This window comes from Halovibrio variabilis (genome assembly GCF_007991175.1).
Classification (GTDB): domain Bacteria; phylum Pseudomonadota; class Gammaproteobacteria; order Pseudomonadales; family Halomonadaceae; genus Vreelandella; species Vreelandella variabilis.
Genome location: NZ_BJXV01000011.1, coordinates 70,912 through 85,310, shown reverse-complemented (window position 1 = coordinate 85,310; position 14,399 = coordinate 70,912). Strand labels below are relative to the sequence as shown.

The window sequence follows — 14,399 nt, the reverse complement described above, 5'->3', positions numbered from 1 at the left end:
CCTACACAGTAGAAATACCCCTCATTGATAACTCAGTGAGGGGTATTTCAGTTGGCTATACGGTGCTTAAAAATAGCGTTTAAAACATTCGCGAGCTGAAGCTCCCTCCCACGGGAGCTACCATCAGGCTGGCAGAGTTAATTCCACACTGAGTGACAAAGAGCCTTAAAACAGTGCCCCGTTAATCCATAGGTGCGCCGCAATACTGGCCGCGTAGCCCAATAAAATGGCTGGCATCCAGCGTAGGTGAACGGCAAAGGTATAGATACCGCGCGCCTGCCCCATCAGGGCAACACCCGCTGCTGAGCCCATTGAGAGCAAGCTGCCCCCCACACCGGCGGTTAGGGTAATCAATAGCCAGTTACCCTCGGACATATCCGGCGCCATGGACAGCACCGCAAACATCACCGGGATATTATCCACCACTGCCGAGATAAGCCCCAGCACCACGTTGGCCCACACCGGGTTCCAACTGCCGTAAAGCGTTTCAGAAAGCAGGCTAAGATAGCCCATAAAGCCCAGGCCACCCACGCACATAACGACCCCGTAGAAGAACAGCAGCGTGTCCCACTCGGAGCGCGCAATACGGCTGAAAATATCAAACGGTACCACGCTCCCCAGCTGCTCAAGCTTCTTCCAGTCGCCGCGGCGCGAATAGCGCTCCCGCTTGCGTTCAAGCGAGCGCGGCAGGCTACGACGCAGATAGTAGCCAAAGAATTGCAATAGACCTAAACCAAACATCATGCCCATGGCAGGCGGTAAATGCAGCACGGAGTGGCACAGTACCGAAATGGCCACAGTGATCAAAAACAGCACGATAATCCGTCGCGCCCCACGCTTGAGCCAGACGTTCTCTTTGAGCGAGGCGGGCTGACGATTGGCAATAAAGAAATTCATGATCACCGCAGGCACCATGAAATTAACCACCGCAGGAAGTAACAGCGCGAAGAAACCCTCAAACGGCACCTGGCCCGCCTGCCATACCATTAGCGTAGTGATATCGCCAAACGGACTAAAGGCACCGCCCGCGTTAGAGGCCACCACTACGTTGACGCAGCAAAGGCTGATGAATTTATTATCCCCCTCGGCTACTTTGAGCACCACGGCACACATCAGCATGGCAGTGGTCATATTATTGGCGATCGCCGAAATACCAAACGCCATCACCCCGGTAATCCAGAACAGGCTGCGGTAGCTAAAACCTTTACGCACGAGCCACGAGCGCAGTGCGTCAAACACGCGGCGCTCTTCCATGGCATTGATATAGGTCATCGCGACCAGCAAAAACAGCAGCAGCTCGGCGTATTCAAGCAGTGTTTCGCGGAAGGCGGTTTCCGCCTCTTCCGGCATTCCCGCTTGTACATAGACCCACGCAACGATCGCCCAGATAAGCCCTGCGGCGACCAGCACGGGCTTTGACTTACGCATATGCAGTAGCTCTTCACTCATCACCAACGCATAGGCGAGCACGAAGATCACGACAGAAGAGATACCGGCAATCGAGAGGGTAAGGTCAAGGGGCCCGGCGGCGGCATAGGCTAGAGAAGGAAAAATCAACAGCGCACAGGCGAGCAACAGCCAAGCGACTCGGCTAGCGTGAAGCCGAGTTGCGAGGACGTTTGGTGGTTTCATGGCGATATTATCCAATCAGGAGGGAGAAAGACCGTCACGATAATAAGCACCCTAACGACATGCTGCAACGCAACGGTTGATCATAAGATGCGACTTATTGCCGCATCTTGTAAAGCGTTTTATGAGTTAACTAATACTCGGGGGATTGCCGTATTAATCACTCTACCGTGACGCTTTTGGCCAGGTTACGCGGCTGGTCGACATCGGTACCTTTGAGGACAGCGACGTGGTAGCTGAGTAGCTGTAGCGGCAGGGTATACAGCAAGGGGGCCAGGGCTTCGTGAACGTGGGGCAGGGTTAGCACGCGAATGTCTTCCTGGGCGTTAATGCCCACGCTCTCATCGGCAAACACAAACAGTTGACCACCGCGAGCACGGACTTCCTGGAGGTTGGATTTCAGCTTTTCGAGTAAGTCATCGTTGGGAGCGACTGAAATCACCGGCATTTCACTGTCAACCAGCGCCAGCGGGCCATGTTTCAGCTCGCCCGCCGGGTAGGCCTCGGCGTGAATATACGAAATTTCTTTGAGCTTAAGCGCTCCTTCCAGAGCAATCGGATAGTGGGCGCCGCGACCCAAGAAAAGCGCATGATGTTTTTCCGCAAACGCCTGAGAAAGTATTTCTATCTGACGATCCAGCGCCAGCACCCGCTGACATACCTCGGGCAGCGTGCGTAGTGCAGCGATAATATCCGGGTATTCGGCCTGACCTTTTGCTTTACTCACGGAAAGCGTCAGCAGCATTAGCGCTACAAGCTGAGTAGTAAAGGCTTTAGTGGAGGCGACGCCAATTTCAGGACCCGCACGGGTCATTAGCGTGATGTCCGACTCCCGCACCAGCGAGCTGCCGGGCACATTGCAGATCGCCAGCGAGCCAATGTAGTCGAGGGTTTTAGCAAAGCGCAGCGCGGCCAGCGTGTCGGCCGTTTCCCCCGACTGGGAAAGGCTGACAAACAGCGTGCCTTCGGGCACCACCGGGTGGCGGTAGCGGTATTCAGAGGCGACCTCGACCTGCACCGGTACGCCGGCGTAGCGCTCTAGCCAGTAACGCGCTACCAGCCCGGCATGGTAGCTGGTGCCGCAGGCAATAATATGCACTTGGCGAGTGCGCTGGAAAAGCGCCTGGGCATCCGGACCAAAGCTTTCGACCAACACGCTATTAGCGCTCAGCCGCCCCTCTAATGCCGCCTCAATAACCTTCGGCTGCTCGAAAATCTCCTTAAGCATATAGTGGCGGTACTCGCCCTTACTGGCCGCGCCATCGCCGTGCTCAAAGGTATCAATAGCACGCTCAACGCCGTTGCCGTGGCGATCCACGATGCGAATGGCGCCCTGCTCGCGAAGCTCAACCAGGTCGCCCTCTTCAAGGTAAATAAAGCGATCCGTTACCGGCAGCAGCGCTAGCGGGTCAGAGGCTAAAAAGGCTTCATTAATACCCACACCGACCACCAGCGGGCTGCCCTGGCGGGCGCCAACCACCACACCGGGTTCGGCAGCACACATTACCCCCAACGCGTAGGCGCCGCCCAGGCCGTTAACGATTTGCTGCGTGGCTTCAAAAAGCGATAGCCCCTCGGCCTGCTTTTCTGCCACTAAGTGAGCGATCACCTCGGTGTCGGTTTGAGAATAAAATTCGTAACCACTGCCTTGCAGGTTGTCTTTAATCCGCTCGTAATTTTCGATAATGCCGTTATGCACCACGGCAACCTGATCGCTGCTGTGATGAGGGTGGGCGTTGGCTTCAGACGGTTTACCGTGAGTTGCCCAGCGAGTGTGGGCAACGCCCGAAAAACCCGGCAGCGCCGCTGCGTCTAGCCGTGCGGCAAGCGCCGCCACCTTTCCCAGCGCGCGGTGGCGGGTTAATACGCCGTCGCTGAACACCGTCATCCCAGCCGAATCGTAGCCGCGATACTCCAGGCGTTTCAGCCCTTCTAATAAAATGTCTTGGACGTTGCGCTGGGCAACGGCGGCCACGATGCCACACATAGTCAATCTCCTAAATGAGTAACCAAGCTATCAATCAGCCAAACGATATCGCGTTGACACCGTCATTTTAACCATGATGAGGGTCTTGCCGTTTGCTGGGACGCGGCCAATCACTCTTTTCAAACTGGCGGCTCCGTGACACCGCCAGGGCGTCGTCGGTAACGTCTTGCACAATGGTAGAACCAGCCCCTACGGTGGCCCCTTTGCCTATCGTGACCGGCGCTACCAGGGACGAATTAGAACCCACAAAAACATCATCACCAATCTCCGTATGGTGTTTGTTCGCCCCGTCGTAATTGCAGGTAATCGTGCCGGCGCCCACGTTCACATCGCGGCCTAACCGCGCATCCCCCACATAGCTTAAGTGGTTAATTTTGCTACCTTCACCCACATCGGCATTCTTGGTTTCAACAAAATTGCCTACCTTGGCTTTGACTGCCAGCCGCGTACCCGGGCGCAGCCGCGCAAAGGGACCAATCTGATTGAGGCCTGCTGCCACGGCGCCCTCTATCACGCTATGGCTGGCTACCACGCTTTCGGCGCCAATGGTGGTGTTTTTAATCACGCAGTAAGGGCCAATATGCACGCCCTCGCCTAGCTCAACCTCGCCTTCAAACACGCAGCCCACATCGATAAACACATCGTGGCCGCAGGTTAAGCGCCCGCGCACATCCAGCCGCGCTGGGTCAGCCAGGGCAACCCCCTGCGCCATCAGCTTATCGGCCAACTGGTGCTGATAAGCGCGTTCCAGGCGAGCCATTTGCGCGCGGTTGTTAACGCCCTCCACCTCAACGGCGCTGGTCGGTTGGGCAGTGCGCACCGTTGTGCCTTCAGCGGCGGCCATGGCAATCACATCGGTCAGGTAGTACTCACCTTGGGCATTGTCTGAGGAGAGCTGGGGCAACCAGCGCTTTAGCTGGGCGCTGGTCATGGCCATAATGCCGGTATTGCATTCGGTAATCGCCAGCTGGGCGCTGCTGGCATCTTTTTGCTCAACAATGGCCACCGCGTCGCCGGCGTCGTTGCGGACAATCCGACCGTAGCCAGTGGGATCCTCCAGGGTCACCGTTAGCAGCCCCATATGCTGCTCATCCACGTGGGCCAGCAGCGTACTCAGGGAGTCACGCTGCAACAAGGGTACATCCGCATAGAGAATCAATACGTTGCCGTTACCCAGTTGCTCAAGCGCTTGAGCTACCGCGTGCCCGGTACCCTTCTGCTCAGCCTGCACGGCAAACTGCACGGCCTCGTCGACCAGCGCGGCGCGCAGTTGCTCGGCGCCATGGCCAATCACCACGTGCGTGCGATCGGGCTGCAGCCCCGAGGCGGTATCCAACACATGCTGCACCATCGGCTTTCCGGCCAAGGTATGCAGCACCTTGGGGGTTTGCGAACGCATGCGCGAGCCTTTACCCGCGGCGAGAATGACAATATCCAGTTCCTGCATGTTATTCACCTGTTACCGATTGATCAGCGGGCACTGGACGGGCAGCGGCTGGGTTTGTCGCCGCCGGAGCAGATAGTCGTTCAATGCCCAACTCATTAACCAAGGGTTCACCAAAATAATTCACAAATTCAGGGCTACCGACACTCCGCCATTCGCCACCTTCGCGAACTAGCATCAATACATTCAGGTTATTTTCAATGGCCATCTGCATCGCGTCTTGTTCGCCCACCACTAATAGCGCGGTCGCCCAGGCGTCCGCCCAGGCATTGGAAGGATGAAACACCGACACCGACGCAAGCTGGTGTGTCACCGGCCGCCCCGTGCGTGGGTCAAGGGTATGCGAGAAGCGCTCACCGTCGACGTCAAAATAGTGGCGGTAGTCGCCTGAGGTGGCCACCGAGATACTCTCCAGCGGAAGAACATGCTGGGCACGCTGTCGGCCGTCTTCGGGTACCTCAATGCCAATCCGCCATGGCGTCTGCTCATCTTCATTGCGCAGGCCTTGGGCGGTCAGGTCACCGCCTAAATTGACCAAGTAGTGCGCCATGCCCTGCTGATCCAAATAGTCGGCTACCCGGTCGGTGGCATGGCCTTTGGCAATGCCGGAAAGGTCGACAAACACATCGCGGGTACGCCGCGCCTGCATGTTTTGGGTGTCGACTTCTAACGCATCAGTGCCTACCTGGGCAAGCTGCTCAGACAGCGCGTCGTCGGAAGGAACGGTTTCAGGCCGCGCACCGGGGCCGAAGCTCCATAAATTGACCAGGTCGCCCACGGTAATATCAAAAGCGCCGTGGCTGGCTTCTGCCACCGACTGGCTAATCGCCAGCACGTCGATAAGCTCGTTGGACAGCGGCTGCCACTCATTTAACGGCGCTTCATTGAAGGCGATCAACTCCGAGTCATCCCGGTAGGTCGACATCGCCTGATCAACGCTTTCCAGCTCTGCTTTGAACCCCTCTTCCAATTCAAGCGACTCACCTTGAGTCAGCGGGTCCATAATGGTCACCTGATAAAAGGTGCCAAAAATATTGCCCTCAAAGCGGACGGGCGCCTCCAATGGTCGGTCGTTTTCTGAACAGCCCACTAACACCAGCGCTATAACCACCAGCCCGCTTATCCACCTACTCGTGCACCCCACCGCCTTTTGCATAGTTACGTTGTCCTAAAAAAGCCCTTAAAAATGAAAGAACCACAGCAGCCAGGCGCCGAATAGCACGCGATAAATAACAAAGGGCTGCATACCCAGTTTTTTAATGACCACTAAGAAGTAGTGAATACATACATACGCGCTGAAGCCTGACAGCAGCGTTCCTGCCAGCATCGCTAGCCAGTCGATCGACTGCGGCACCTGCAACAACTTCACCGCTTCTAAGCCACCGGCCAGGACAATCACCGGAATCGAAAGTAAAAATGAAAAACGTGCAGCCCCTTCACGGCTCATGCCTATCAGCAGCGCCGCTGTCATAGTGATTCCTGAGCGCGAGGTGCCTGGAATGAGTGCCAGCGCCTGAGCACCACCAATAATTAGCACATCTTTTAAGCGCAATTGGTATTCGCTACGCGTGCCCCGCATACGCCAGTCTGCATACCCTAACAGTAGACCGAAGCCAATCAGGCTGATGCCGATAATCAAGGTAGAACGCATCTGATCGGCAATTATATTCTGGATTAAAAACCCGATCAGGCACACAGGAATGGTCGCCAAGACAACCCAGAACCCTAGTCGTGCATCCTTATCGACACCTTTACCTCTAATTGCAGCAAGGCTACTGGTCATCATTTGCCATATTTCCTGTCGGAAATAGATCACCACAGCAGACAAACTACCTAAATGCAGAGCAACATCGAATGCCAGTCCTTGATCTTCCCAGGCAGTTAACACTGGCACCAAAATCAGGTGGGCAGAACTTGAAATGGGCAAAAATTCAGTTAACCCCTGAACAACCGCTAACACCACCACCTGGAGCCAATCCATAGGTAATCCCGTATGTAAGGTTAATGTATTCGTTTGTAATGGCGCTTAAGGATACACATCCACTCATTTTTTGTCCGCCCTTCGCTGCATTAACGCTAATAAAGCAGTGTTTTACGCCACGATCGCAAGCCGAGACTATAGGCGAGCCAGTGGAGTGCGCTACAATGACCCCCTAATGAAAGCGTGCGTCCTTGCAAGGTACCCATGACTCAGACCATCGAAACCCCAGTGGTTCAAGATCAGGCGCGACTTAGCCAAGAGGCTAAGCGTGTCACCTACGTTGGCGCTTGGCTGGATGGATTGCTGAGCATCGTCAAAGTGACCATCGGGTTTATGGTCGGCTCTGCGGCGCTAATCGCCGACGGCATTCACTCCCTGTCTGATTTAATCACCGATGGCTTCGTGCTGACGGCCATTCATTACGGACGCCAAGAGCCCGACAAAGACCATCACTATGGTCATGGACGCATCGAAACCCTCACCACGCTGCTGCTGGGAAGCATACTGATCTTCGTCGCAGGCGGTATTGCCTGGTCGAGCCTGGACCGCTTGTTTAGCGGCACTGAGGTCAATGCACCGGGGCTGCTGGCAATTGTCATTACCGTCATCGCGCTGTTTAGCAAAGAGTGGATATTCCGCTACACCATGCGCGTTGCCAAGCGAGTTAAGTCTAAATTACTCGAAGCCAACGCCTGGCATTCACGCAGCGATGCGCTCTCCACTGCCGTGGTGCTGGTGGCGTTGGTGGGCGCTCAGTTTGGTTTAGGCTGGCTGGATGCCGTGGCCGCCATTATCGTGGGCTTGTTGGTCGGCAAGGTAGGTTTGGATTTGCTTTGGGAGTCTGCTCGCGAGCTGGTCGATACCGCACTGCCGGAAGATGTACAGGATCAGATGCACGATGTGGCCTGCAGCGTACCGGGTGTGGACAGCGTGCACGATCTGCGTACGCGCCAGTCGGCGGGCTGGGTCATGGTCGACCTACACGTGGTCGTAGGGCCGAAAATAACCGTCTCGGAAGCCCACGAAATTGGCAATGAAGTCAGCCGCCGCCTGCGCCACGAATTCCCTGCGCTCACCGACGTTATCTTCCACGTGGACCCCGAAGATGACGCCGGTGCGGGCGATCCCAGCCGTTTCCCTGGCTTGCCGCTGCGCCCAGAAGTGGAAGCAGCCCTGGATGCCCGCTGGTACAAACACCCGGTGTGGCGCACGCTGAACGAGCTTCAGCTGCACTACTTGGACGATAAGGTCTCGGTATCACTGATCATTGACGACGCAGTACATCAGCCGCCCCAGTGCCTGGCCAGCCAGCTAAAAGCGCTGGCTAGCGATATCGAGTGGCTCGGACATGTCGAAGTGCTGTTTATTACCCGCGCCGCCAGTAGCTCAATGCGCTAGCGCTTCAATTAGTTGCTTGTTCACTTGAGCGCCACACGGCTGTTCAGGACAGCAGCAGCGTGGCGATACTGAAGTAGATCAACACCCCTGAGGCGTCGATGAGCGTTGTCACCAGCGGTGCCGAGGCTGTCGCAGGGTCAACTTTGAAACGTTCCAGCACAAACGGCAGGCACATCCCCAGCAGGCTACCAAACAGCACGATGGTGACCATGCTCAAAGCAACCACCATCGCCAGCGCCTCGCCGCCGCGCATAATCCCGATAGGCGTCACAGCAATGGCCATGGTGATGCCCAGCGAGCCCGCCACGAGCAGCTCTCGGCCAAGCAGTTTTCCCCAGTCTTTGCCCCCCACGTCACCGGTCGCCATACCGCGCACCATCAGCGTGGCAGCCTGAGCCCCGGCGTTACCGCCGCTGCCGATCAGCAGTGGTAAGAAGAACACCAGCGCTACCTGGGCGGCGATGGTTTCTTCAAAGTAGGCAATCCCGGCGCCTGAAAACAGGTTGGCAAATACCAGCAGTACCAGCCAAAACACCCGCTTGCGATAAAGGCTCCACAGCCTTACACGGCTAACGCCATCTTCTAGCTGGCCGATTGACATCCCTTTGTGGAAATCCTCGGTGGCCTCAGATTCAGCCACGTCCATGGCGTCATCGTGGGTCACAATCCCCACCATACGGTCATCCGCATCAATCACTGGCACCGCCAGCAGGTCGTAACGCGCAACAATACGGGCGACCTCTTCCTGGGCGTTATCGACCCGCGTGCTAATCACATCTTTGATCATGATGTCATCAACAATGGCCCCGGGGCGCGCCACCATCAGTTGACGCAACGACATGGTGCCGATCAATTGCCCATCGTTATCCAAGATATACAGCTGGTAAACCGTTTCCGCATCGGGCGCGGTTTGGCGTACCCGCATCATCGCTTGTGACACCGTCATGCCACTGGCTATGGCTACATAGTCAGAGGTCATAATGGCGCCTGCGGTCCCCTCTTCGTAGCTGGCAAGCCGCTTGAGGTCTTCGCGCTCGCGGTGAGCCATACGCCGTAGCAGCGCTTCGCGGCGATCTTCACTGAGTAGATTAAACAGGTCAGCGCGCTCGTCCGAGCCCATTTCTTCCAGCAGCTTGAGCACTTGGCTGTCATCCAGCTTCCCGACCACCTCAAGCTGACTTTCACCGGGCAAATAGCCCAGCACGTTAGCGGCCCGCTCGGCAGAGAGGATATCCAGCAGCGAGAGCGCCGAAGGCAGCTCTTCGTCGTCTTCGATCATCTCTTCGAGCACTTCACCGATATCCGCTGAGCGGGTTTCGGCTAAACGTAAAGACAGCAGCGTTCTACTCGGTGTTACCTTGCCCAGTTCGTCGAGCAGTTCAGCTTTTAATTGCTGTAAGTGTTCATCCTTTAGCGCCATGGCTCCCCCTTCACGCTGGCAAGCGTTGTGCTGCCAACTTAAACCATCCTATTACCAGACAAAAAAAACGCCCCTTAAACCCTGATGCGGGTTTAAGGGGCGTCGGACACACGCCAATCGTGTGAGTATTAGCCTTTACCCGCCTTCTTGCGCAGCTGCTGAATCGTTCGCAGCTGGGCAACGGCTTCGGCAAGTTCTGAAGCAGCGCGGGAATAGTCCAGCTCTGCCGACTTATCGTTAAAGGCTTGCAGCGCCTGCTCACGCGCTTCTTCGGCCGCGGCCTCATTGAGGTCGCTGGCACGCGACGCCGCGTCGGCCAGAATCGTCACCACGTTCGGCTGAACTTCCATGAAGCCACCCGAGACAAAGAAGTTTTCTTCCTTGCCGTCATCAAAAATCACGCGGACCGGACCCGGCTGAAGCTCGGTCAGCAACGGGGCGTGACCCGGCAAAATGCCCAGGTCACCCATCATTCCGGAAGCAATCACCTGCTCAACGGTACCTGAGAAGATAGATGCTTCAGCGCTGACGATATTGCAAGTGAAGCTATTCGCCATAGCGAATCCCCCTAATGGACGGGATTACTTCTTCATCTGGTTGGCTTTCTCGACGGCTTCGTCGATGGAGCCGACCATGTAGAAGGCCTGTTCCGGCATATCGTCGTATTCGCCGGCAAGAATGCCCTGGAAGCCACTGATGGTGTCTTTCAGTGAGACATACTTACCGGGAGAACCGGTGAATACCTCAGCCACGAAGAACGGCTGCGACAAGAAGCGCTGGATTTTACGCGCTCGGTAAACGGACAGCTTGTCTTCATCGGACAGCTCGTCCATACCCAGAATGGCGATAATATCCTTGAGCTCTTTGTAGCGCTGAAGCACGTTCTGCACACCGCGCGCGGTGTTGTAGTGCTCTTCACCGACGACCAGCGGATCCAGCTGACGCGAGGTGGAGTCCAGCGGGTCAATCGCCGGGTAGATACCCAGTTCGGCGATAGAACGCGCCAACACCACGGTGGCATCCAGGTGCGAGAAGGTGGTCGCCGGCGACGGGTCGGTCAAGTCATCCGCGGGCACGTATACGGCCTGTACGGAGGTGATCGAGCCGGTTTTGGTCGAGGTGATACGCTCCTGCAGAACGCCCATCTCTTCGGCTAACGTCGGCTGATAACCTACCGCTGACGGCATACGACCCAACAGGGCGGACACTTCGGTACCGGCCAGGGTGTAGCGGTAGATGTTATCGACGAACAGCAGCACGTCGCGGCCTTCATCACGGAATTTCTCCGCGATAGTCAGGCCGGTCAGTGCAACGCGCAGACGGTTACCCGGCGGCTCGTTCATCTGGCCGTAAACCAGCGATACCTTATCGATAACGTTGGATTCGGTCATTTCATGATAGAAATCGTTACCCTCACGGGTACGCTCACCGACACCCGCAAACACGGAGTAGCCGCTGTGCTCGGTGGCGATGTTGCGGATAAGCTCCATCATATTGACGGTTTTACCCACACCCGCACCGCCGAACAGACCCACCTTACCGCCCTTGGCAAACGGGCAAACCAGGTCGATCACCTTGATACCGGTTTCCAGCAGCTCTTCCGATGCTGCCTGGTCGGCATAGCCCGGTGCTTTACGGTGAATCGGCATGCGTTCGTCTTCGCCGATGTCGCCCGCTTCATCGATGGGCTCACCGAGTACGTTCATGATACGGCCCAGCGTGGCTTTACCCACGGGTACCGAAATCGCAGCACCTGTGCTGGTTACGTCCATGCTACGCTTCAAGCCCTCGGTGGAGCCCATAGCGATGGTGCGCACCACACCGTCGCCCAGCTGTTGCTGGACTTCGAGGATGGTCTCTACATCAGAGACTTTTAGCGCGTCGTAGACCTTGGGCACAGAGTCCCGCGGAAACTCTACGTCAATCACCGCGCCGATGATTTGTACGATACGTCCGCTCATCTTGGTTCCTCTCTAAAACCTGCAAATGAAACCTGTCAGCCGAGAGTCCGATGTTTACCGGGCTCTCTAGGCGTTATACGGCAGCAGCGCCGCCGACGATCTCAGAAATTTCCTGGGTGATGGCGGCCTGGCGGGCCTTGTTATACACCATCTCCAGATCGTCGATCAGGCCGCCTGCGTTGTCAGTGGCACTTTTCATAGCGATCATTCGGGCGGCTTGTTCGCAAGCGCCGTTTTCCACTACCGCCTGATACACCTGCGATTCGATGAAGCGAACCAACAGGCTATCAAGCAACGCCTTGGCATCCGGTTCATACAGGTAGTCCCAACTTCCGGGACGGGCGTTTTCGTCGTCTTGCTCGGCGTCGGCGCCCATATCAGGCGACAGCGGAAGAAGCTGACGAACGACTGGCTTTTGCGTCATGGTATTCACAAACTCATTGTGCACCACGTAAAGCCGATCGAGACGTCCTTCATCGTACGCGTCGAGCATGACCTTAATACTGCCGATCAAGCCATCAACGGTGGGCTTTTCGCCTAACCCACTTTTCGCCGCTACCAAGTTGCCACCGTAGTTGCGGAAAAAGGTACTGGCCTTGGCGCCAAGCGCGCAAAAATCTTGCTCTGCGCCCTGCTTTTTCCACTCGCTGGCCTCTTTGAGTAAGGCTTTAAACAGGTTGTGATTCAAACCACCGCACAGACCGCGGTCGGTGGAGACCACGATGTAACCAACGCGCTTCACCTCGCTACGCTCGACCATATAGTCGTGCTTATACTCGGGGTTGGCGTCGGCGATGTGGCCCACCACATTGCGGATCTGGCGAGCGTAAGGCTGACTCGCTCTCATCAGATCTTGCGCTTTACGCATTTTCGACGCAGCGACCATTTCCATGGCGCTGGTGATTTTCTGCGTATTTTTAATGCTCCCGATCTGGGTGCGTATCTCTTTTGCAGCTGCCATTGCGATCTACCCTTCGTTCGTGGCTCTCAGAAAGCATGCAAACCCGCCCATCACAGGCGGGCTAGCGATTACCAGCTCTGAGTCGCCTTGAACTGCTCGAGACCCGACTTCAAGCTGTCCTGGATCTCACCGTTGTAGTCGCCGCTCTGGTTGATCTTGTCGAGCAGATCAGCGTGTTCTGACTTCATGTAGTCGTGCAGCGCACGCTCGAAGTCCAACACTTTGTTGACATCGACATCATCCAGGAAGCCTTCGTTGGCGGCATACAGCGAGAGCGCCATCTCGGCTATCGACATCGGCGAGTACTGGTTCTGTTTCATTAGCTCGGTGACACGCTGCCCATGCTCTAGCTGCTTGCGCGTGGCTTCATCCAGATCAGAGGCAAACTGCGAGAACGCCGCCAGTTCACGGTACTGAGCCAGGGCCAGACGTACGCTACCACCCAGCTTTTTGATGATTTTGGTCTGCGCCGAACCACCCACACGGGAAACCGATAGACCGGCGTTAATCGCCGGGCGAATACCCGAGTTAAACAGGTTGGTTTCCAGGAAGATCTGACCGTCGGTGATCGAGATCACGTTGGTCGGAACGAACGCGGAAACGTCGCCACCCTGGGTTTCGATGATCGGCAGCGCGGTCAGGGAACCGGTTTTGCCTTTCACTTCGCCGTTGGTGAACTTTTCAACGTAGTCGACGTTAACCCTTGCCGCACGCTCAAGTAGACGCGAGTGGAGGTAGAAGACGTCACCGGGGTAGGCTTCACGGCCCGGCGGACGACGCAGCAGCAGCGATACCTGACGGTAGGCAACGGCCTGCTTGGAAAGATCGTCATAGACAATCAACGCGTCTTCGCCACGGTCGCGGAAGTATTCGCCCATGGTGCAGCCGGAATAAGCAGCCAGGAACTGCATCGGCGCCGGGTCGGCGGCGCCAGCGGCGACGACGATAGTGTGCTCCATGGCGCCATGCTCTTCGAGCTTGCGCACCACGTTGGCAATGGTCGATTGCTTCTGACCAATCGCCACGTAGACACAGGTCACGCCTTTGCCTTTCTGGTTGATGATCGCATCAATGGCAATCGCGGACTTACCAATCTGACGGTCACCGATGATCAGCTCACGCTGACCACGGCCGATCGGCACCATGGCGTCGATCGATTTCAGACCAGTTTGAATCGGCTCATCAACGGATTGGCGGGTGATAACGCCCGGCGCTACTTTCTCGACAGCATCCGTCATTTTGGCGTTAATATCGCCCTTGCCGTCGATAGGGTTACCCAGCGCGTCGACAACACGACCAATCAGCTCAGGGCCTACCGGTACTTCAAGAATGCGACCGGTACACTTGGCGGTCATGCCTTCTTCAAGCAGCAGGTAGTCGCCCAGCACGACGGCACCCACGGAGTCGCGCTCCAGGTTGAGCACCATGCCAAAAACGCTGTTGGGGAATTCAATCATTTCACCAAACATCGCGTCTTCGAGGCCGTGAATTTTCACGATACCGTCGGAAACAGTGACGATGGTGCCCTGATTACGGGCTTCGGATGCGACGTCAAGCTTTTCAATTCGCTGCTTGATGATGTCGCTGATCTCGGAAGGATTCAGTTGCTGCATGCCAT

The 14,399-nt window shown here is 56.4% G+C and carries 11 protein-coding genes; 1 reads left to right on the top strand and 10 read right to left on the bottom strand.

Annotated features, from left to right (window positions below):
* Positions 1–165: 165 nt before the first annotated feature.
* The 5 genes from nhaD to HVA01_RS10835 all read right to left on the bottom strand — a co-directional run bounded on the left by nhaD (position 166) and on the right by HVA01_RS10835 (position 7,041).
* A complete protein-coding gene (gene nhaD / locus HVA01_RS10855; RefSeq protein ID WP_146875438.1) occupies positions 166–1,632 on the bottom strand; it encodes a sodium:proton antiporter NhaD in 1,467 nt (488 codons plus the stop codon).
* 157 nt (positions 1,633–1,789) lie between these two features.
* A complete protein-coding gene (gene glmS, locus HVA01_RS10850; RefSeq protein ID WP_146875437.1) occupies positions 1,790–3,616 on the bottom strand; it encodes a glutamine--fructose-6-phosphate transaminase (isomerizing) in 1,827 nt (608 codons plus the stop codon).
* 67 nt (positions 3,617–3,683) lie between these two features.
* On the bottom strand, positions 3,684–5,063 hold the full coding sequence (gene glmU, locus HVA01_RS10845; protein ID WP_146875436.1) for a bifunctional UDP-N-acetylglucosamine diphosphorylase/glucosamine-1-phosphate N-acetyltransferase GlmU: 1,380 nt from the start codon (positions 5,061–5,063) through the stop codon (positions 3,684–3,686).
* Position 5,064: 1 nt separating this feature from the next.
* On the bottom strand, positions 5,065–6,216 hold the full coding sequence (locus tag HVA01_RS10840; RefSeq protein ID WP_146875435.1) for an FAD:protein FMN transferase: 1,152 nt from the start codon (positions 6,214–6,216) through the stop codon (positions 5,065–5,067).
* Between the two features lie 24 nt (positions 6,217–6,240).
* Positions 6,241–7,041 carry an undecaprenyl-diphosphate phosphatase gene (locus HVA01_RS10835; RefSeq protein WP_146875434.1) on the bottom strand — a complete coding sequence of 267 codons (801 nt, stop codon included), beginning with the start codon at positions 7,039–7,041 and terminating at the stop codon, positions 6,241–6,243.
* Between the two features lie 204 nt (positions 7,042–7,245).
* Here HVA01_RS10835 and HVA01_RS10830 point away from each other — a divergent pair, with 204 nt between their 5' ends.
* Positions 7,246–8,439, top strand: coding sequence for a cation diffusion facilitator family transporter (locus HVA01_RS10830; RefSeq protein ID WP_146875433.1), 1,194 nt, complete (start codon positions 7,246–7,248; stop codon positions 8,437–8,439).
* A gap of 43 nt (positions 8,440–8,482) precedes the next feature.
* Here the strand turns inward: HVA01_RS10830 and mgtE are convergent, their stop codons facing one another.
* The 5 genes from mgtE to atpA form a co-directional block, all read right to left on the bottom strand.
* Positions 8,483–9,859, bottom strand: coding sequence for a magnesium transporter (mgtE, locus tag HVA01_RS10825; RefSeq protein WP_146875432.1), 1,377 nt, complete (start codon positions 9,857–9,859; stop codon positions 8,483–8,485).
* 128 nt (positions 9,860–9,987) lie between these two features.
* A complete protein-coding gene (locus HVA01_RS10820; RefSeq protein WP_146875431.1) occupies positions 9,988–10,416 on the bottom strand; it encodes a F0F1 ATP synthase subunit epsilon in 429 nt (142 codons plus the stop codon).
* Positions 10,417–10,440: 24 nt separating this feature from the next.
* A complete protein-coding gene (gene atpD, locus HVA01_RS10815) occupies positions 10,441–11,820 on the bottom strand; it encodes a F0F1 ATP synthase subunit beta (protein ID WP_146875430.1) in 1,380 nt (459 codons plus the stop codon).
* Positions 11,821–11,893: 73 nt separating this feature from the next.
* Positions 11,894–12,781 (bottom strand): F0F1 ATP synthase subunit gamma, encoded by an 888-nt coding sequence (gene atpG / locus HVA01_RS10810; RefSeq protein ID WP_146875429.1) that lies wholly within the window; start codon positions 12,779–12,781, stop codon positions 11,894–11,896.
* A 68-nt stretch (positions 12,782–12,849) separates the two neighbouring features.
* Positions 12,850–14,394, bottom strand: coding sequence for a F0F1 ATP synthase subunit alpha (gene atpA / locus HVA01_RS10805; RefSeq protein ID WP_146875428.1), 1,545 nt, complete (start codon positions 14,392–14,394; stop codon positions 12,850–12,852).
* Positions 14,395–14,399 lie beyond the last annotated feature (5 nt).